The organism is Rhodococcus sp. P4_F5 (assembly GCF_056401315.1).
In genome coordinates this window covers 29,035-48,888 of sequence record NZ_JBFUJP010000037.1, presented here as the reverse complement: position 1 = coordinate 48,888, position 19,854 = coordinate 29,035, and the positions used below count along the sequence as shown (strand labels likewise).

General features: G+C 68.0%; 18 protein-coding genes and 1 pseudogene. 14 read left to right on the top strand and 5 right to left on the bottom strand.

Features of this window, described 5'->3' with window-relative positions:
• The 11 genes from AC1DU4_RS16075 to AC1DU4_RS16025 all read left to right on the top strand — a co-directional run.
• Positions 1 to 379, top strand: a 379-nt coding sequence (locus AC1DU4_RS16075; protein ID WP_477841409.1) for an aldehyde dehydrogenase family protein, incomplete at its 5' end; no start/stop codon positions are given.
• A 97-nt stretch (positions 380 to 476) separates the two neighbouring features.
• Positions 477 to 1,415 carry a VOC family protein gene (locus AC1DU4_RS16070; RefSeq protein WP_477841408.1) on the top strand — a complete coding sequence of 313 codons (939 nt, stop codon included), beginning with the start codon at positions 477 to 479 and terminating at the stop codon, positions 1,413 to 1,415.
• Positions 1,412 to 2,218, top strand: coding sequence for an aspartate dehydrogenase domain-containing protein (locus AC1DU4_RS16065; RefSeq protein ID WP_477841407.1), 807 nt, complete (start codon positions 1,412 to 1,414; stop codon positions 2,216 to 2,218). The genes AC1DU4_RS16070 and AC1DU4_RS16065 overlap by 4 nt, the downstream gene beginning before the upstream one ends.
• A 5-nt stretch (positions 2,219 to 2,223) precedes the next feature.
• On the top strand, positions 2,224 to 3,009 hold the full coding sequence (locus AC1DU4_RS16060; protein ID WP_477841406.1) for an alpha/beta fold hydrolase: 786 nt from the start codon (positions 2,224 to 2,226) through the stop codon (positions 3,007 to 3,009).
• Between the two features lie 25 nt (positions 3,010 to 3,034).
• Positions 3,035 to 3,577, top strand: a complete 543-nt coding sequence (locus tag AC1DU4_RS16055; RefSeq protein ID WP_477841405.1) for a cupin domain-containing protein — start codon at positions 3,035 to 3,037, stop codon at positions 3,575 to 3,577.
• Positions 3,577 to 4,341 carry a 3-oxoacyl-ACP reductase family protein gene (locus tag AC1DU4_RS16050; RefSeq protein WP_477841404.1) on the top strand — a complete coding sequence of 255 codons (765 nt, stop codon included), beginning with the start codon at positions 3,577 to 3,579 and terminating at the stop codon, positions 4,339 to 4,341. The genes AC1DU4_RS16055 and AC1DU4_RS16050 overlap by 1 nt, the downstream gene beginning before the upstream one ends.
• Positions 4,342 to 4,397: 56 nt before the next feature.
• Positions 4,398 to 5,180, top strand: coding sequence for an SDR family oxidoreductase (locus AC1DU4_RS16045; RefSeq protein ID WP_477841403.1), 783 nt, complete (start codon positions 4,398 to 4,400; stop codon positions 5,178 to 5,180).
• 37 nt (positions 5,181 to 5,217) lie between these two features.
• On the top strand, positions 5,218 to 6,867 hold the full coding sequence (locus AC1DU4_RS16040) for a thiamine pyrophosphate-binding protein (RefSeq protein WP_477841402.1): 1,650 nt from the start codon (positions 5,218 to 5,220) through the stop codon (positions 6,865 to 6,867).
• 174 nt (positions 6,868 to 7,041) lie between these two features.
• Complete coding sequence (locus AC1DU4_RS16035) at positions 7,042 to 8,004, top strand: PDR/VanB family oxidoreductase (protein WP_477841401.1); 963 nt, start codon at positions 7,042 to 7,044, stop codon at positions 8,002 to 8,004.
• 10 nt (positions 8,005 to 8,014) lie between these two features.
• Positions 8,015 to 8,233 (top strand): recombinase-like helix-turn-helix domain-containing protein, encoded by a 219-nt coding sequence (locus tag AC1DU4_RS16030; RefSeq protein WP_477841400.1) that lies wholly within the window; start codon positions 8,015 to 8,017, stop codon positions 8,231 to 8,233.
• Positions 8,233 to 9,279: a Rieske 2Fe-2S domain-containing protein gene (locus AC1DU4_RS16025; protein WP_477841399.1), complete on the top strand. Its 1,047-nt coding sequence runs from the start codon at positions 8,233 to 8,235 to the stop codon at positions 9,277 to 9,279. Before AC1DU4_RS16030 ends, AC1DU4_RS16025 begins: the two co-directional genes overlap by 1 nt.
• 84 nt (positions 9,280 to 9,363) lie before the next feature.
• Here AC1DU4_RS16025 and AC1DU4_RS16020 read toward each other — a convergent pair whose 3' ends face one another.
• Positions 9,364 to 9,906: a MarR family winged helix-turn-helix transcriptional regulator gene (locus tag AC1DU4_RS16020; RefSeq protein WP_477841398.1), complete on the bottom strand. Its 543-nt coding sequence runs from the start codon at positions 9,904 to 9,906 to the stop codon at positions 9,364 to 9,366.
• A 71-nt stretch (positions 9,907 to 9,977) separates the two neighbouring features.
• Complete coding sequence (locus AC1DU4_RS16015; RefSeq protein WP_477841397.1) at positions 9,978 to 10,343, bottom strand: RidA family protein; 366 nt, start codon at positions 10,341 to 10,343, stop codon at positions 9,978 to 9,980.
• A gap of 390 nt (positions 10,344 to 10,733) precedes the next feature.
• On the opposite strand from AC1DU4_RS16015, the gene AC1DU4_RS16010 reads away from it, so the two are divergent.
• Complete coding sequence (locus AC1DU4_RS16010) at positions 10,734 to 13,100, top strand: ATP-binding protein (RefSeq protein WP_477841396.1); 2,367 nt, start codon at positions 10,734 to 10,736, stop codon at positions 13,098 to 13,100.
• 905 nt (positions 13,101 to 14,005) lie between these two features.
• On the opposite strand, the gene AC1DU4_RS16005 is transcribed toward AC1DU4_RS16010, so the two are convergent.
• The gene (locus tag AC1DU4_RS16005; RefSeq protein ID WP_477841414.1) at positions 14,006 to 14,251 is read right to left on the bottom strand and encodes a hypothetical protein; all 246 of its coding nucleotides are present in this window, start codon (positions 14,249 to 14,251) and stop codon (positions 14,006 to 14,008) included.
• Positions 14,252 to 14,444: 193 nt separating this feature from the next.
• A pseudogene (locus AC1DU4_RS16000) lies at positions 14,445 to 14,690 on the bottom strand (TetR family transcriptional regulator); the annotation flags it as partial.
• A gap of 221 nt (positions 14,691 to 14,911) precedes the next feature.
• Here AC1DU4_RS16000 and AC1DU4_RS15995 point away from each other — a divergent pair.
• Both AC1DU4_RS15995 and AC1DU4_RS15990 read left to right on the top strand, forming a co-directional pair.
• Entirely contained in the window at positions 14,912 to 16,621 is a 1,710-nt protein-coding gene (locus AC1DU4_RS15995) for an Ig-like domain-containing protein (RefSeq protein ID WP_477841395.1), read from the top strand.
• A gap of 94 nt (positions 16,622 to 16,715) precedes the next feature.
• Positions 16,716 to 18,437: an Ig-like domain-containing protein gene (locus AC1DU4_RS15990; protein ID WP_477841394.1), complete on the top strand. Its 1,722-nt coding sequence runs from the start codon at positions 16,716 to 16,718 to the stop codon at positions 18,435 to 18,437.
• 913 nt (positions 18,438 to 19,350) lie between these two features.
• On the opposite strand, the gene AC1DU4_RS15985 is transcribed toward AC1DU4_RS15990, so the two are convergent.
• On the bottom strand, positions 19,351 to 19,557 hold the full coding sequence (locus tag AC1DU4_RS15985; protein ID WP_477841393.1) for a hypothetical protein: 207 nt from the start codon (positions 19,555 to 19,557) through the stop codon (positions 19,351 to 19,353).
• Positions 19,558 to 19,854 lie beyond the last annotated feature (297 nt).

Genomic DNA, 19,854 nt, shown 5'->3' with positions numbered 1-19,854 from the left:
GTACTACCTGCCGACGGTGATCGACGGGCTGACCAACGGCTCGCGGACCTGCCAGGAGGAGATCTTCGGTCCGGTGCTGGTCGCGCTGCCGTTCGACGGCGAGGACGACCTGCTGGCGCAGGCGAACGACTCGGTGTTCGGCCTGGCGTCGGGGATCTGGACCGCGGACTACCGCAGGGCGTGGCGGCTGGCACGACGGCTGCAGGCCGGCACCGTGTGGATCAACACCTACAAGCAGTTCAGCATCTCCACGCCGTTCGGCGGCGTGAAGGAGAGCGGGCTCGGGGTGGAGAAGGGACGCGCCGGTATCGCCGCCTACTCCCGGCAGAAGAGCATCTACCTCGGGCTCGACGACCAGCCGAACCCCTGGGCCGACTGACCTGACCCGGGGTGGGGAGAAGAAAATCTCGCGACCCCTTCACACCCATATATTTAAGCGCTAAGATATTGAGACCTAAGTCACTGGAGGCAAGGCCATGAACGAACCGATCGCGCGCCTGCGGTCCCTGCGCTCGGTGGAGCTGCGGACCACGGCTTGCGCCGATTCAACGGACTTCTACTCGGAGGTCTGGGGCCTGCGTGTCGTGGAACAGGACACCGACGCGGCCTGGCTCCGCGGCACCGGCGATCAGCATCACGCTCTGCAGCTCACCGCCGCCGACCGCAACGGACTGGGCCGGATCACCTTTGCTGTCGGCACGCCCGCCGAGGTGGACGAGGCGGCCCGACGCCTCGAGTTGCGCGGCATCCCGCTCGTCTCCGGGCCCGGTCCCTCCGGCGGTGTCGGCGGGGGATACGGGCTGGCGTTCGTGGACCTCGAGGGCCGTGTCATCGAGCTTCTCGCCGACACCCTCGCGGTGCCCCGGTTCGGCCGCGAGGACGCGGTCCCGGTCGGCGTCACGCACGTGGTCCTCAACACCGTCGACATCGACGCGGCCGTGCGTTTCTACGGCGACGTCCTCGGCATGCGGGTCTCGGATTGGTCCGAACACCAGATGGCGTTCCTGCGCTGCAACTCTGACCACCACAGCATCGCCTTCAACCAGGCGCAGTGGACGTCGGTGAACCACGTCGCGTACGAGATGTCGACGGTCGACCACTTCATGCGGGGCATCGGCCGGCTGCGTCAGCACGGCGTGCTGCCGCTGTGGGGCCCGGGCAAGCACGGCCCCGGCGACAACACCTTCTCCTACTTCGCGGATCCCGCGGGCCTGGTGTGCGAGTACACCTCCGGCATCGCGCAGGTCGACGAGGACCGCTGGCTGTGCAAGGTGTGGCGTCGGGTCCCCGAGCTGTCCGACCTGTGGGGCACCGCCGGTCCGCCGTCGAAGGAGGTTCGCGACCACATGGCAGGCGTCGCCGACCCGGGCGCGTTCGAGCGGGTCGCCGCGCTGTCCGCCGAGGCGACCCGATGACCCGCCTGACCGCCGCGCCGGCGAAGATCGCTGTCGTCGGGTACGGCAGCATCGGGCGGACCGTGGTCGAGCGTCTGCTGCTCGGCGCGGTCCCCGACGCCCGGCTGGTCGCGATCGTCGACCAGGATCCGATCACGAATCCGCCTGTCCCGCAGGTGGATCTCGACGAGGCTGTCACGGTCAGCGACGTCGTCGTCGAGTGTGCCGGCCAGTCCGTGGTCGTCGACCACGGCGAGGCGATCCTCGAGGCCGGCCGCGACCTCCTGATCTCCTCGGCGGGCGCGATCACCGACCCGGACTTCGCACAGCGGCTGCGTAAGACCGGTCCGGGGCGGGTGCTGTGCACCACGGGCGCGATTGGCGGACTCGACCTGCTCGCCGCCGCCTCCGACGCCGCCGCATTCGACACCGTGACGGTCCGGACGACCAAGAAGCCCGCCGCGCTGGTGCAGCCGTGGATGGACGCCGAGCGGGCGGCCGAGATCACCTCTGCGACGCTGCCGATGCTGGTGTTCGAGGGTGACGCGACTCAGGCCGCCCGGCTGTTCCCGCGCTCGCTCAACGTCGCGGCCGCGGTGTCGTTCGCGGTGCAGGACGCGCACCTGGTCCGGGTGGAGCTCGTCGCCGACCCGGGCGCGGACCTGACCCGGCACGTGATCAGCGCGCGGGGTCCGATGGGACGCTACGAGTTCCAGATCGAGAACCTGCCCAGCCCGGACAACCCGCGCACCAGCGGGATCGTCCCGTTCGCGGTGCTGCGGTCGCTGTCCACGCTGCTCGGGCGACCCGGACTGATCGGATAGAAGCGATGGCAGACCTCCACGTCACCGACGTCGGCACCGGACCCGCGGTGCTGCTGCTGCACGGGATCGGCGGCAGCGCCGACTCGTTCGCCCCGCAGTTCGACGAGCTGGCCGGACGGCTTCGGCTGTTGGCCTGGGACGCACCGGGTTACGCCCGCTCCGCGGACCCGGACGGCCCGCTGGGCCTCGACGACTACGCCGACGCCGCCGCCGAGGTGATCCGCGACCGCTGCGGCGACCGCGGCGCGCACGTCCTCGGGATGTCCTGGGGCGGGGTGATCGCTACCCGACTGGTGCTGCGGCACCCCGAGCTGGTGCGCAGCCTGATCCTCGGCGACTCCACCGTGGGCTCCGCCGCGACCGCCGAGTCCGCGGCGGCGATGCGCGCGCGCGCCGGCCAGCTCGCCGAGCTCGGTCCGGCCGAGTTCGCCGCACAACGGGCACCCAAGCTGTTGTCCGGCACCGTATCCGACGAGCAGGTGCGGGCGGCCGTCGCGGCGATGGCCGACGCGATCCGGCTGCCCGGTTACCGCCACGCGGCCGAGTCGATGGCCGCGACCGACCACACCGCGGACCTGACCCGGATCGACACACCCACGCTGGTGCTCTGCGGCGACGCCGACACCGTCACCGGTGAGGCCTCGAGCCAGGTCCTCGCAGGCGGCATCCGCGGCAGCGTGTTCGTCACCGTGCACGGCGCCGGCCACCTCGCCAACCAGGAACGCCCCGCCGCCTTCAATGCGTGGTTCGAGTCATTCGTCCACATCACCGAGCGCCTCCACAACCACTGACGCACAACCGAAGCAAGGAGAACCCATGTCCAACCAGACCGCCGCCGCCCCCGGCACGCTCGAGTACGACTCCGCCGACCTCGCCGACCTCGCCGACTACACCGACTCGCTGATCCTCACCCGTGCCACCCGGCACGAGGATTTCGACACCCTGAGCTTCCAGGAGAAGGCGGGCCCGCAGTTCCGGCGTGCGCAGATCCGCTATGTCGGGTCCGGCGCCACCGGCAACCACGAGGGCGACACCCGCACCATCGCCTCCCGCGGCTTCACCTTCTCGAACATGCTGCTGCCGCCGGGCGGCGAGGGCCCCGAGCACACCCACCACGACGTCGAGGAGGCATTCTTCGTCCTCGAGGGCCAGGTCGAGGTCGGCATCCACCGCGACGGCAAGGTCGAGAAGCGCACCCTCGGGTACCGCGACATGATCGTGGTGCCGGCCGGGGTGCCGCGCAGCCTGAAGAACACGGGCGACGTCGACGCGCTGTTCTGCGTCATCATCGGCGCCCAGAAGCCGCAGATCCCGACATACCCGGAGACCTCGGTCATGCACGGAATCACCCGCGGCTGATGACCGCCGCCGAACCCGGCCTCGACGGTCGCACCATCGTCGTCACCGGCGCAGGCCGCGGCCTCGGCCTGGCCATCGCCCGGCGGCTCGGGGCGGACGGCGCAACGCTGTGGCTTGCCGACGTCCGGGCTGACTGGGGCGAGCCGGCCGCCGAGCAGTTGCGCGCGGACGGCGTCAAGGCCCGGTTTGTCCACGTGGACCTGCGGGCCGCGGACTCGGTGCAGGCAATGGCCGACACGGTGACCGCCGACGGGCCGCTGTACGGACTGGTGAACAACGCCGCCCTCGCGGACGGCGTGGGCGGCAAGGCTGTTCACGAGCTCGCGGTCGAGGACTGGGACCGGGTGCTGAACGTGAACCTGCGCGGCACCTTTCTGGTCAGCCGGGCGCTGGTGCCCTCGATCATCGAGCACGGCGACGGCCGGATCGTCACCATCGGCTCCGACGCCGCGTTGTACGGCTCGCCTCGGCTGGCTCATTACATCGCCTCCAAGGGCGGTGTCGCGGCGCTGAGCCGGACCATGTCCCGAGACCTCGGCCCGTACGGCATCACGGTGAACACGGTGTCGCCGGGGCTCACCGAATCCGATTCGGCGGCAATGGTTCCCGGACATCGTCACGAGCTGTACCGGCTGAACCGGGCATTGACCCGCCCCCAGCAGCCGGCGGACCTGGTGGGCGCGGTCGCCTTCCTGATGGGCCCGGAGGCCGCCTACATCACCGGCCAGCAGCTGGTGGTCAACGGCGGCTTCGTCCTCAACTGATCACACCCCCAGACCGACCCCGCACCGAATCGTCTACACCGCAGAGGAATTGCTCGATGGACCTGCAGATGAAGGACCGCACCTACCTGGTCACCGGCGGCAGCTCCGGCATCGGGCTCGCCACGGTGGAACTGCTGCTCGCCGAGGGCGCCAACGTCGTCACCTGCGCGCGGAACCTGGCTCGCCTGGACGCGGCGATCGCCCCGCTCGGCGACAGCGATCGGATCCACACCGCGGCGTGCGACGTGCGGGACACCGCCGCGGTGCAGCGCATGGTCGCCGACAGCACCGACCGGTTCGGCGGCCTCGACGGCCTGGTCAACAACGCGGGCGGATCCAGGATGAAACCCCGTGACCAGGTCACCCTCGACGACTGGCGCGACGAGCTGGACCTGAAGTTCTCCAGTGTGCTCAACACCGTCGACGCGGCGTTGCCCTACCTGACCGTGTCGCCGGTGGCGTCCATCGTCAACATCAACGCGGTGCTGGCCCGCCAGCCCGAGCCGCGCCTGGTCACCACCAGCGCGGCCAGGGCCGGACTGCTGAACCTGAGCAAGTCGCTGTCGCTCGAGCTGGCCGGTCAGGGCGTGCGGGTGAATTCCGTCGCGCTCGGCCTGGTCGACACCGGACAGTGGCGCCGCCGCTACGAGGAGTCCGGCGCCGCAGCGACCTTCGCCGAATGGGAGGCCGAGATCGCCGCCGACCGCGGTATCGGTCTCGGCCGGTTCGGCCGCGCCGACGAGGTGGCGAACATCATCGCCACCCTGCTCTCGCCGCGGGCGTCGTACGTCACCGGCACCACCGTCGACGTGGACGGGGGAGTGGCGCGCTATGTCTGAGTTCACGAAATCTGTACGCCCCGAAGGGAACACCATCATGACCTCCGAGATCACCGGCAACGGCGGGGACCTGCTCGTGCAGGTGCTCCGCGAGGCGGGCGTCGACACTGTGTTCGGCATCGTCAGCGTGCACAACCAGCCACTGGTGCAGGCCGTCAGCAAGCACCTGCGGTTCGTGCCGGTGCGGCACGAGGCCACCGCGGTCAGTGCGGCGGACGGCTACGCCCGGGCCACCGGCGGGCTCGGCTGCGCGCTCACCAGCACCGGGACCGGCGCTGGCAACGCGGCCGGCTCGCTGATCGAGTCGCTCAGCGCCGGCACCTCGGTGCTGCACGTGACCGGCAACGTGGAGAGCCGGTACCTGGGCTCGGGTCGCGGCTTCATCCACGAGACCAAGGACCAACTTGGCATGCTCGAGGCGGTGTCGAGCTACGCGGCAACCATTCTCGACGCCGAGAGTGCGGGCAAGATATTGCGCGACGGCATCGCCAGGGCGCTCGAGAAGCCCGGCGGGCCCGCAAGCATCGAGTGGCCGATCGATCTGCAGTACGCCGCGCAGACCTTCACCCCGCAGCAGCTCGCCGCGACGGCCCCGGCCCCTGCCGACCCGACCCAGGTCCGAGCGGCGGTCGAGCTGCTGCGCGGGGCGAAGCGCCCGGTGATCTGGGCGGGCGGCGGCGTCGCGCAGGCCGGCCCGCAGCTCACCGAACTGGTCGAGCGTTGGGGGGCGGCGCTGCTGACCAGCAACTCTGGTCGCGGCGCGGTGGCCGAGGACAATGCGCTGTGCATCGGCAACTACGGGAGCTCGCCGCTGGGCCGGGCGCTGCTCGCGGACGCCGACGTGCTGCTCTCGCTGGGCACCCACTTCCGGTCCAACGAGACCGGCGACTATTCGATGCCGGTGCCTGCGGTGCATGTGCAGGTCGACCTCGACGAGAAGGCGCTCGGCCGGGTGTACCCCGCGCAGGCAGGGATCGTCGCGGACACGGCGCAGTTCCTGGACGCGGTGCTGGCCTCCGGCATCGGAGCTGCCGTCGATCCGGACTGGACGCGGCGCGCCCGCGAGACCCGCGAGCAGGTGCGCGCGAAACAGCGCGCCGGCCTTGGCGACCACGCAGCGCTGTCGGACGCGGTTCGCGCGGTGCTGCCGCTCGACTCGGTCATCGCCAGGGACGTGACCATCGCGTCGAGTTCGTGGGGCAACCGGCTGCTGCCGATCCACGATCCGAAGTCCAACGTCTTCCCGCGCGGCGGCGGCATCGGGCAGGGCCTGGGCATGGCGATCGGTGCCGCGCTGGCCGACGAGACCAGGCCCACGCTGGGTCTGGTCGGCGACGGCGGGTTGGCCGTGCACTTCGGCGAGCTGCTCACGATGGCCCAGGAAAAGCCGTGGCTGGTGCTGTTGGTCTGCAACGACGGCGGCTACGGCGTGCTGCGAAACATGCAGAAGGGCGGCGGGCAGGCGACGTACGCCGTCGACCTGGTCACCCCGGACTTCGCGTTGCTGGCCCAGTCGATCGGGGTGCCGTACCAGCGGATTTCGGGTGCCTCCGAGGCGCATTCCGTGCTCGAGTCCGCGGTGGCGCTGCGCGGTCCGGTGATCGTCGAGGTCGACCTCGCCGCGTATGGCGAGATGCCGTCGCCGTTCACCCCTCCGGTGACCGTGCCGGGGACCGCGTCGCACTAGAACCCGACCCGGATGGCGCCGTGGCACCGGTGTCGCGCCGGTGCCACGCCGCCGTTCCGCGTTCAGGGCCGAAGAAAAAGATGTTCGGGCGGGCTGTGGCGCAGATTACATCTTAGCGCTAAGCTATTGAGCACTGAACAAACTGGCCTCGGTCGGTGAAGAGAGGTAGCGAGGATGAAACTCGAAACGGGAACCGTCGAGCTGGTGGTCCGGCAGATGCGGTGGGAGTCGAACGACGTCATGTCGGTCCGGCTCGAGCACGGTGACGGCGGCGCGGTCGCGGCCTGGACGCCCGGCGCGCACCTCGACCTCCACCTCGGCAAAGGCCTGGTCCGGCAGTACTCGCTGTGCGGCGATCCCGACGACAAGACCGGCTACCGCATCGCCGTGTTCCGTGATCCCGCGAGTCGGGGCGGATCCCGGCACGTGCACGATGTCCTGCGCCCCGGCCACACGGTGCCCGTCAGCAACCCGCGCAACAATTTCGAGCTGCTGGACTCGCCGAAATACGTGTTCATCGCCGGCGGCATCGGCATCACCCCGATCCTGGCGATGATCGGCGAGGCGCAGCGCCGCGGCGCGGCCTGGGAACTGCACTACGGCGGCCGTCGTCGAGAGGGCATGGCCTTCCTCGACGAGCTCCGCGAGTTCGGCGACCGCGTCCACGTGGTCAGCGAGGACCGTGAGGGGGCCCTCGACCTGGCGGCCCTGCTCGCCACCCCACACGCCGACACGCTGGTGTACACCTGCGGGCCCGAGGGCCTGCTCTGCGCGGTGGAACGGATCGGGGCGGACTGGCCGGCCGGGACCATCCAGCTCGAGCGATTCAAGCCGAAGGCGCGCGCCGGGGGCGAGGAGTCCGAAGCCGACCGCCCGATCCGCGTGGTGTGCAGCCGCTCCGGCATCAGCGTCACCGCCGCACCGGACGAGACCATCCTCGACGCGCTCGAGGGCGCCGGGATGAACCTGCCGAACTCGTGCCGTGAGGGCATGTGCGGCAGCTGCGAAACGCGCGTGCTGCAAGGGGTTCCGGATCACCGGGACTCCGTGCTGTCCAGCGCCGAACAGAATTCCGGCAAAACCGTCATGATCTGCGTCTCGCGGGCCCGCACCGACGAGCTCGTACTGGACCTGTAGGAGGAACCCGATGAGTCTTTATCTTGTTGAACACCAGTCCCGTTCGGGGGACCCCACCCCGTACGAGCTGAAGCTCGCCGGCGTCATCGAGGAGGTGTTCGGGGAGGGCGGTCACGGACTCGAGGAACTCGTCGAGGGCCTCAACCGGCGTGGCATCCACGGCCCCGACGGGCAGCCGTGGAGCAGCGAGACCTTCACCGCCGAGATCGCCCGGATGGGAGCACAGTAATGGCGAACGTACTCAACCGAGGCCCGCTGACCAGCGAGCAGATCTTCACGACCGGCATGCGCGACCAGTGGCACGCGGTGTGTCCGTCGCATTTCGTCGAGCGCGGCGGCATGCATCGCGTCACCCGGCTCGGCGAGGACTGGCTGCTCTTCCGGCGGGCCGACGGCACCGTCCGGATGCTGGCGGACCGGTGCCCGCACCGCGGCGCCCCGCTCTCCCAGGGGCAGCACCTCGGCGACCGGATCGCCTGCAAGTACCACGGCGTCCAGGTCGACGGCGACGGCACGGTCGTCTCGGTGCCCGGCATGCCCGGCTGCAACCTGGAGGGCAAGCGCCTGGTGACCAGCCTGCCCGTGCAGGAGGTCGGGGGCGCAATCCTCGCCTGGTTCGGCACCGATCCCAGCGCCGAGCCGGCTCCGCTACAGCTGCCCGATCCGCTTGTCGACGAGGGTGTTTCGGCCTTCCTCTGCTACGCCGAGTGGGAAACCCCGTGGCGCTTCACTCTCGAGAACCTGCTCGACCCGATGCACGGCGCGTTCCTGCACCGGGAGTCGCACTCGATGTCCGGTGGCGAGACCTCTGCCCGATTCCGGATCCGCGAGACCGAGCGCGGTTTCTTCTTCGAGAAGACCGACCAGCGCGGGGTGAACTTCGACTGGGTGGAGTTCTGCCGCACCGGCGCGGATTGGGTGGACCTGGAGATCCCGTACCCCGCGACGGCCGGCCCCGGCGGGCCGTTCGGCATCGTCGGCATGGGCACCCCGATCGACGCGCACACCACCGCGGTGTTCTTCTGGCGCTACCGCCGCGTCAGCGGCTGGGAGCGCGATGTGTGGCGGTTCCTGTACCGCACCACGCTCGAGGAGCGGCACTGGGTGGTGCTCGAGCAGGACAGAGTGATGCTCGAGGGCATGGCCCACGACGCCGACCAGGCCGAGAACCTCTACCAGCACGACCTCGGGGTGATCCGGCTGCGGCGGCTCTACCTCGCGCAAGCCGAGGAACAGGCGGCCACGACGGCGCCGACGGAACCGGCGCTCGTGTAGCCCAACCGAAAGTTCCCTAGTGTCACATCGGCTCACCTCGAGTGACTCAATGTGACATTAGGGAACTTCGGGCCGGTGTGCGCGCTATGCGGAATACTGCTCAGAGTCCGGGGATTCGCTTGACTCGATCGAGTGCTCGAGCTTGCGCAGCAGCCCGGCGAGTTGCTTGCGCTCCGCTGTGCTCAGGCCGGAGAGCATCCTGGCCTCGTTCGCGAAATGCTCGAGCGCCGCTTCCTGGATCACCCGCAGGCCCTCGTCGGTGAGCTGGGCGTACACCACCCGGCGATCCTCGGTGTCTCGCTCTCGGGTGACGAGGCCCGCCTTCTCCAGCCGGTCCACCCGCAGGGTCACCCCGCCAGTGGTCACCAGCGACATCTCGGCGAGCTGCCCGGAGGTCATCCGGAACGGCGGGCCCGAACGGCGCAGGGCCGCAAGGACGTCGAAGGATGCGATGTTGATGTCGTGTTTGTCGAAGACTGCGGCGAGCGAGGTCTGGTAGCGCAGATAGCTGCGATGCAGTCGGCCGAAGACGTGCAGGGCGGAGACGTCGAGGTCGGGCCACTGGCTGGCCCACTGGCTCACGATGTCGTCTACGGCGTCATGAGTGGGAACTGCATCGCGTGCCACGCGAACTCCTCGTCATCCGGGGCATACCTGACAATTGAGTGCCAAGATTTTCATCAGATTACGCGTCCGGGCTAGTTGCCCGTGCCTGCTACGCGCGCAACCGCGTCGATCTCCGCCGATGCGCCGTACGGCAGGCTGCTGACCTCGAGGAACGTCCGGGCGGGGCGGGGCTCGGCGAAGATCCGCTCGAACTGCCGGTTGGCCTCCTCACGCAGGGTCAGGTCGGTGACGTAGTAGGTCAGCTTGACGACGTCCTGCAGTTCGCCGCCGACGGTCGCGAGGCGCTCGCACATGCGGTCCACGGCGGCGTCGAGGGCAGCCATGCGACCGGGCACGGCCGCGCCCTCGGCGTCGATGGACAATGCGCCGGAGACGAACGCCAGCCCGCCTGCGACGGTCGCGGGGCTGTACGGGTGCTGAGCCGAGACCTCGGTCATTGCGTGCTCACTTTCGGTTGGGGAGGCGGGGGTGCCCGCACCCACCAATTTACCTTAGCGCTCAACAAAATGCACGAGGTCCTGTTCCGGAGCCTGCCGTTCCACTCGGCATACGTACTTCTGGGATCGGGCAACGTTCTGACCAGAATCGGTGGGCGCGTCGGAAGCCGCGTGAATCGACCTGCGGCAGACAACCGCTCGCCGGCCGAGCGCTCCGAGGGGGAGGGGATCGGCGGACTGCCAATGCGCGAACGGTGGCGAAATGGGACTCGCGACCGGCTGCCTACGAGCTGGTGGACAACTGAAGACTGCAGGGTCATGGCCACGATGGGCTTCCCAACATTTCGGGTATAGCGTCATCACAGGAAGTCGCGAACTGAGGGACGCTCGATGACGATCTCTGTCAAGGACAAGCTTGGAAATCTGCCGCTGGAGTTGACCAGTTTCATCGGTCGGCGCCGGGAGATTGCCGAGACGAGGAGGTTGCTGGCGACCACGCGGTTGGTGACGTTGGCTGGCATCGGTGGTGCCGGTAAGACCCGGTTGGCGTTGCGGGTTGCGAAGGATTCGCGGCGGGGTTTCGCCGACGGGGTGTGGTTTGTCGCGCTCGGCGATCTGCACGATTCTGCCTTGTTGGCGGAGACTGTTGCCGCTGCACTCGGGCTGCCGGATCAGTCGGGCCGCCCCGTGTCTCGTGTGCTGATCGACTACCTCTCCACCAGGCAGACGTTGGTGGTGCTGGACAATTGCGAGCACTTGGTGGGTGCTGTCGCGGAGTTGGCGCAGGCACTGCTGCGATCATGTCCGGACCTGCGAATCTTGGCCACGAGCCGCGAGCTTCTCGGGGTGGACGGGGAACGGGTGTTGAGGGTGCCCGCGCTGACGGTTCCGGGGTCGCGACCAGCCCCGTCGCTGGAGGCGATGCCCGGGTACGAGTCGGTGGCGCTGTTCGTCGAACGGGCCGCTGACCGGCAGGCGGATTTTGCGCTCACCGAGGCCAATTGCGCTGCAGTGGCGGGCATCTGCGACAGGTTGGACGGGCTGCCGTTGGCGATCGAGTTGGCGGCGGTGCGGATCCGGGCGATGTCCGCCGAGCAGATCCTGCAGCGCCTGACCGACCGATACCGGCTGTTGACCGTCGGTTCCCGGGTTGCACCGACCCGGCAACAGACGTTGCGGTCGTGTGTGGACTGGAGCTACGAGCTGTGCGAGGCCCGGGAACAGAAGCTGTGGGCCTGGTTGTCACTGTTCGTGGGCGGCTTCGAGCTGGATGCGGCCGAGGGCATCTGCCCCGAGGAGCTGGTCGCCGATGACCTTCTCGACGCGGTGGGCTCGCTCGTGGACAAGTCGGTCCTGGTCCGTGAGCAGGCCGGGGCGGTCGTGCGCTTCGGCATGGTCGAGATGATCCGCGACTACGGCCGGGAGAAGTTGCGTGAATCCGGCGACTACGACCGGGCCCAGCGGCGTCACCTCGAGTGGTACGAACGACTGGTGCTGCGTGCGCAGTCCGAGTGGATTGGCCCTCACCAGGCGAACTGGATTGCCAGACTCGATCGGGAACAGCCGAACCTGAGGGGTGCGATGGCGTTCAGTCTGACCGAGCCGATCGTCGACACCGATCCAGATGTCAACGTGCGCATCGTCAATGCAATGTTCGAGTTCTGGACGTGCCGGGGCCTGTTGTCGGAGGCCAGGCATTGGCTGGGCCGCGCCCTGGCAAGCTCCGGCACCGCGCGGGCCGAGGAACGTCTGAACTCGCTGTACGGCGACAGCGTGTTGGCGGGACTACAGGGTCAACTCGGCGAGGCTGCGGCACGGGTCGCGCTGTGCCTCGAGCTCGCAGCACAGCTGGGAGACGCGGAGTCGCTCGAGGTCGCGAACTTTGCGAGAGGGCATCTGGCCTTGTTCGGCGGAGATCTCGCTGGTGCGGTCGAGTGGTACCGGGCTGCTCTCACAAATGCAGGTCCACCGTTCACGGCCGAGTCCGGGCCGAGTCGAAGCGTGTCCCGAACTGCCCGACAGATAGGCGGTCTCCTCGGCCTCGCGCTCGCGAGCGGACTGTTGGGGGACGAGGAGACGGCCGATGCCTGCCACAAGCAGGTTCTGGCGATCACCACCCCTCGAGGTGAGTCCTACTACCGCGCGTACTCGTTGTGCGCCCTCGGGCTGACAGCCTTCCAGGCGGGAGAGGCCGATCGGGCCGCAGCCCTGATGGAACAGACGTTGCGGCTGATCGGAAAGGTCAGAGTCCCGTTCGTGGCTGGCTGGTGCCTGGAGACGTTGGCCTGGACCGCGATACGCGAACACAAGCCGACGCGTGCCGCTGTCCTGATGGGTGCTTCCGAGAGAATCTCGCAGACGCTCGGGAGCGTTTCGGTGACCCAACCGCACCTGCTCGGGAACCACGACGAATGTGAGGCCGTCACCCGGGATGCACTTGGGAATCAGGCCTACAGCGAGGCATTTCGCACCGGTGCCGCCATGAGCATCGACGATGCTGTCGCCTACGCACTGGGAAACCACCGCGCCGACAAGCCCCCGACAAGATCAGCCGCAACCGTGTTGACTCGCCGCGAAACCGAGGTGGCAAACCTCGTCGCCGCCGGCCATTCGAACAAGGTGATCGCGTCCATGTTGGTGATCTCACCGCGGACTGCCCAGGGCCACGTCGAGCACATCCTGACCAAGCTCGGGTTCACCTCGCGGACTCAGATCGCAGCCTGGGTTACCGAGCAGAAGTGGAATCGACAGCTCTGATCCGGAGTGGAGGGACCGTCTTGCTGGGACAACACGCGGGTTGTCCCAGCTATCGAGGTTCAGATGGCCATGGCGAAGTCCGCTTGGCCGTGGGCGAGCGGACCCGCTCGGACGAGGGTCGCGTGATCGCGCCGGAGGCCGTCGGTCTGCGCGGCCGTCGCGATGGCACCGACCCGCTTGTCGAACTGCCGTGACGTTCCCCAGGCTGCCGATCTTGCTGCTCGAGAATGCCGGGTCCGTGTCCAGATGGACTCACTGCTCACCCCGTGGGGATATGGTTTGCTCCGTCCAATCATGCTGTCTAACAGTTTTATTCGCGAGATTTGGGTGGGAGGGGGGTGGGTAGAGAGGGGGGTGTCCACCAATGTCGGTACGTTCTGCGCCGCATGCGGATTGGATTGGTCGACCAGTCGGTGATCACCCCTGAGGGGGCTCCAGATCACACAAATCTGGATGCGACGTTTGGGGATCCAAATGCCTCGGCAACGGACACGCGTTCGCCCTGGCTTCCGGTCCGAGGGAACCGGGAGCCAGGGCGAACCGTCGACCAGGCCTGACAGTCACGCCGTGGCGCCACTCTCCGTGAAAACGACATTTTCACTCGGCCTCGACAGAGGGTACCGGACGTTCGTCGGGCCCGCCAGTCCCGTGAGGCGACGCGAACAATCGGCCAGTAGCCGTGCAGTGCGGGACTGTCGTCGAATCCGGACGCCGTTCACCTGTCCGTGAACGGCGCCAAGCCTCGGGCGGTCAATCAAACCTGCAGGTTGGCCGGGGCGCCCATGCCGCAGAGCAGCGGGCGGGGTGCCTACACGGACATGGGACTGATCGACCGGATGGATCAAGGGCACTCGCGAGCTCGAGCGCTGATCGAACTGAAGAGTGCTCCCGAGGTGACCAGCGGTTCAATCCGTGGCCCTGAATGAGGTGGCGATGAGTGTGGCCATCTCGGTGAGCCCAGCGACCTCGTTGGGGTCGACGAGTCGCTTTTGTGCTTCTGCGCGGCAGGCGACGCCGAAGAACGAGTCGAAAATGATCTCGGCCGCGGCCTGCGCGGGTTTCGTGTCGTCCTCGCCGCGGAGATCGGCGATTGCCTGAACGAGTGGCTGCAGGAGTTGCTCGCGCATCGCTGCGAGTTCGGTGGGGAACATCGTCTCCCATCGGTACGTGTGGAGCAGGATTGCTCGATACCCGAGTAGTGGGTCCTGGGTATAGGGGGCCACGGGGGGCCACGACAGCCCGAACCCATGCGTCGACACGTTCGATCGGTGCGCTCGCCGATGACATCTGTTCGATGACGTAGCTGGTTTTCGTGGTGGTGCCATCTTGTAGGACGGCGATGATCAGCTCTTCCTTCGAGTTGAAGAGCCGGTAGAACGCGCGGGTTGCGAGACCCGCTCTCTCGAGGATTGCGGCGACAGGGCGGTCCACGTGACCGGTTTCGGCGATGAGGCTGCTGCAGGCGCGGATGAGTCGTTGTGCCTCCGTGAGGTATTCGTCGCGCTGCCGGCCCAACAGTCGATCGACGGCGGCGGTGGCGATGGGGTTGACGGCCTCTTTGTCTGCGGAAGTCACCTTGTCAGTCCTCATGGTTGTGGCGAAATTGCCGGTCCGCGGGGTCGGGCCCGTGATTCGCAAGGCTGACCACCCGGACTGCTCGGAGCTCCCGAGTGCAAATCTCATACTCGAAGTTGAAAATGTCATTGTCAAAATGGGTTCGTAACGGCTACGCTGCGGCCCAGCAATGTGATGCAGGTCATTGGCGTCACCCGCCTTGATGGTTTTGCCTGGAGGTAACTGTGTTTCTGTCCATGTCCCGTCGCCTTGCGACACCCTTCTTCGCGGCAACCGCCGCCGTGGGCCTGCTCTTCGCAGGTACCGGGACGGCTCTCGCTGATGACCCGCCGGTCTCTCAGATCTCGGGGACCGCCGCCAACCTCACCTTCAGCGCGAATGTCGTCGGTTCCAACGTCGTCCACCCGGGTGACACGGTCTCGTTCCAGTACGACATCGCGAAGCCCAGCGGCGTCGCTCGTTACATCACCACGTGGAAGAGCCTCGTCCCGCCCGGCTTCAAGTACGTCGAGGCCAGCGCGAGCGTCAACTACGGGTTCAAGATCACGAACGTCGAAGCGGACGGTGTGAGGGTCCAGTGCAACTCCGGCTGCAGTGTCCTGGGCGGCGGCTTCGTGGTCGGCAACCCGATCCGCTACACGGTGAGCTACAAGGTCCCGGCGGACTTCGCCCTTGGTCGCTACAACACCGGCGTCGGGTTCGACGTCTACTCCTACTCCGGCTCGCAAGGCGCCAGCGGCGTGCAGATCGACGTCGTCGACCCCGCCGTGGATACCACCACCGGTCTGCAGATCCCGGCGACCGCCAAGACCGGTGATTCGGTGTCGCTGACGGCGAACGTCGGCCCGGCCAACTCGGTCGGCACGGTGCAGTTCAAGGACGGTGGCACGAACATCGGGGGTCCGGTGACGGTGTCGGGTGGTGTGGCGACCCTGCCGCACACCTTCGACACGGTCGGTGCGCACAACATCTCGGCGGTATTCACCGCGGGTGCGGGCTTCCACGACTCGGTGTCGGCCGCGCAGACGGTCGACGTCACCGCGGACACCACCACCACGCTGACCGCTCCGGCCACCGCCGTGGTCGGTGAGGACGTCACCTTTACCGCGTCGGTGGATCCGTCGGCGGCGACCGGTCAGGTGCAGTTCAAGGACGGCGGAGCGAACATCGACGGCCCGATGAACGTGGTGAACGGTCAGGCGAGCGTGACCCGGAGGTTCGTCGAGGCGGGCAGTCACAGCGTCACCGCGAACTTCGTCGGCACCGGTGGCTACAACGCCTCCAATTCCGCACCCGCCGAGTTGACCGTCAAGGACGCCGACTTCGGTACCACCACCACCGTGCTCGAGCCGGTCACCGCGACCGTCGGCACGCCGGTGAACCTGTCCGCGACCGTCGGTCCGATTCCGACCGGTGGTGACGTGAAGTTCCGCGTTGACGGCGTCGAGGTCGGCTCCGTGCCGGTCGGCACCGGCGACGGAGTCGCGATCCTGCAGCACACCTTCACCGCCCCCGGCACGGCCAAGGTCGTCGCCGAGTTCACCGGTACCCAGGGCTTCACCGGATCCACCTCGACCGAGTTCGACGTGACGGTCAATGCGCCGGACACCCGCGAGGCCACCACCACCGCACTGGCGGTCTCCGGCGACGCCGTCGTCGGGCAGGCCATGACCTTCAAGGCCACCGTCGCACCTGCCGGTGCCAACGGCACCGTCCAGTTCAAGACCGGCACCACCGCCATCGGCGCCCCCGTGCCCGTCATCGACGGTGTCGCCACCCTGGCGCACACCTTCGATACGGCCGGGACCTACGGCGTCACCGCCAACTTCGTCGGTGGTGACGCGTTCAAGGACTCCGTCTCCGGCCCCACCGTGGTCAACGTGACCGCGGCCGGCACGCCTGGCGGAGTCGGAACCGGTTCACTCGCGAGCCTGTTCGCTAGCTGACCACCCCCTCACCGCGACCGGTCCCCGGGGCGTGACGAGCGCAGGCCCCGGGACCGGTCGGGCCCCAGACTTTCCCTCATTCGTAGGAGAATTCATGCAGAACAAGAGAATTCGCCGGCTAGCCACCCCGGTCACGGTCGGGGTGGTCGTCGGCGTCACCCTGCTCGGCGGCATCCCCGCCCAGGCCCAGCCCACCACAACGAGCTTCACGGCCGCCTGCCTGGCCACGCCGTCCGCCGTTGCCGGACCGACCGTAGAGGCGCAGCCCTCCTCGGTCACAGTCGATGCCCCGGGCGAGGTGAACGCCGGCGACCAGTTCGATGTTTCCATCACGCCGCCACCGATCACCTTCCCGAACTCGGTGTCGGCGGCGAGCGTGCAGAACGTCTCGCGGATCAAGATCGACGTCGCCATTCCGCAGAACGCGGAGTTCCTCGGTGCCGACATCGTGCCCGGTACGGGCTCCGGGCTCAGCGGCGTTACGCCGAATATATTGCGAGTCAACGAGAACGGGAACGTCGACCCGAACGGGACCATCATTCGTCTCTCGGGAAACAACGCCACCATCGGAAACGGTCCCAATTCCAGCAAGAACTCCGAGGGAGGCATCGTCGCGAAGGCGGTGTCCGGCACGAACACCACCTTCCAGCTGCCCCAGGTCAAGGCGCGACTGCGGGCGGGCGCGTCCGGCAACGTCGACATCAAGCTGCGCACCGCCGGCGCTGCAGGCCAGTGGGCGAACGATGCGAACTTCCTGACGTTCCTGCCGAAGGCCACGGCCCTGTTCGTCACCGCGTGGGCCCCCACCCAGTGCACCCCGCGTGACGGCGCAAGCGCGCCCCTCAACTCGGGTGCCGGCGCGCTGGCGACGACGAGGATCGTCGAGGCAGACAAGGCGACCACGACGACGATCGTCGGACCCGCAGCCGTCAAGAACGGCACCCCGGTCACGTTGACCGCCAACGTCGCTCCCGGCGCCAACGGCGGCACCGCGCAGTTCAAGGACGGCGGCACCCTGCTCGGTGACCCGGTCACCGTCGCGGGCGGCAGCGCGTCGATCTCGCCGACCTTCACCACCGACGGCGACCACTCGATCACCGCCGAGTACTCCGGCACCACCGGCTTCCTGGCGTCCACCTCGGCCGCCAAGGTCGTCACGGTGACCACGGACGCACCCCCGGACGCGACGACCACCACGACGGTGACCGCGCCGAACAACGCCAAGGTGGGCCAGGACGTCAACCTGACCGCGAAGGTCGATCCCGCGGGCAGCGGCGGCACAGTGAACTTCGTAGTCGACGACGGTGCCCCCATTCCGGGCATGGTCGGCACCGACGGCGTCGCAGTCGCGCCGTACACCTTCACCAGCGCCGGTACCCACAAGATTGTTGCGAAGTTCACCGGCACAACGGGATTCGCCCCGTCCACGTCGCTGGCCTTCCCGGTCAGCGTCACCACGCCCGCTCCGGCGGACTTGGACGCCACGACCACGTTGGCCCCGCTCGGCACGGTCGAGAAGAACGTGCCGGTGGTTCTCGAGGCGACGGTCGACCCGGCCAACGCCAAGGGCAAGGTGCAGTTCAAGATCGGTGACGCGCTGATCGGTGGACCGGTCGACGTGGTCGACGGTGTCGCGACCCTCCCGACGACGTTCGCCAACTCCGGCACCTACAACGTCACCGCGGAGTTCACCGGTGCCGCGGGGTTCACCAGCTCGTCTGCGGCGCCGCAGACGCTGATCGTGCCCGGCGCGACCAACCCCGGCAACGGCGGCGGCGGTTTCGGCAGCCTCGGTAACCTGTTCGGTTCCTCCTGACAGGCACCAGCTCGCAACGGAGTGCGCCGTTGACACAGTCGGCGGCGCACTCCGCGTTCGGGGCATCACTGCCCCGCAACGGCGGGAGTGTCAGATTTCCGGTTGATCCGGTCTCGCTCGGGGTGATCCGGCCCTCGAACGTGGTCGCGAACGCGTTCAGCCCCGGCCTCCACCTCGTTGCCCATCGTGCTCTGACTTCCCGGTCGGTCCAGTGCCAGGGGGGCGAGACAGAGACATTTCAGCGCGGCCTGATCGGTCGGAAAGCGTCCATGGGGGCCGACGGCGCACCGACACCGCACTGCGATCTGGTCACTGGGGGTAAGGCCGGCTCGTCTCAGTACCTGAAGTACGCAACCCCGGCGCAGTTCGCTGCGCACAACGTCGGTGCAGTCGCGAATGCCCATTGAACGTTCGGGTCGGTTCCGCGAGGATCCCAGGTGGCGATCGGCCCAGCGACCCCGGTCGGGAGAACCCCGAACGTTTCTGGAGGCCGCTGACCGGTGACGACGAACTTGGGGGACGGCGTCGACAACGCGTTGCGGTCGGTGACCACGCGGTAGAAGACCGTCGGATTCGAGTACCACGGCGGCTTTTGGGTTCCCGTAGCCTCGACGACCGGCATCCCGGCGTCGAATGCGGCGGTGAGCACCCCCTGCGTGAGGCCCCCAGGCAAGATCGGCAGCGTAGGCGCTGAAGACCCCGCAGACAGCGGCGGCGGCGCGGGCGGGGGATTCGCCCCTGCGGCCGGCGCCACTGCGATCTCCATTCCCAACGCCAGCGCGGACAACACAAGTACCCGTCGGCCAGCTATGGCCATTCCATTCCCCCCTGAATTGATCGATACCTAGTGATGTTTCAACGGCGGCAAGGCACCTGAGTCAGTACTCGGCTCCGCCGGCAAGGCGTACGCGAGCTAGGACAAAAGCGCGCCGAAGAAGTTCCATGCGTCCACGGCCAACTGCACGACTGGTGCCAGGACGGCGCGAAGGAAGTCGGCGACCGGCAAGGGTAGACCACCCAGCGGGTCGAACCCCGGCGGGCTCGCATTCGCCACGCCGCCGCCGAGCAACACGAGCGCACCGACAAGTCCCACCGTGATCGCAGCTCTCACCTTCGCCATGCACAGTTCATCGCGCCGTACTGGACGGTCGTTACGTGGAAGACCAGGAGGTGTTCACCAACGGTGGTTCATCATGGGCTGCAGGAGGATTGGATAGGTTGACCGGTTGGCAATCACACAATGTGCGGGCTCCTGATCACACAGATCTGGGCACGGTGACGTGCACCGAGAAGTACGCTGACGTGCAGCAAAGGGCTGGGAAGATCCAACACAGGAGGATCACGCCGTGCACCGTGGAGCAAGCCGTCGTTCGTTCGCCGCCCTGTCCGCTGCGGCCGTGACAGTTCCCCTTGCCCT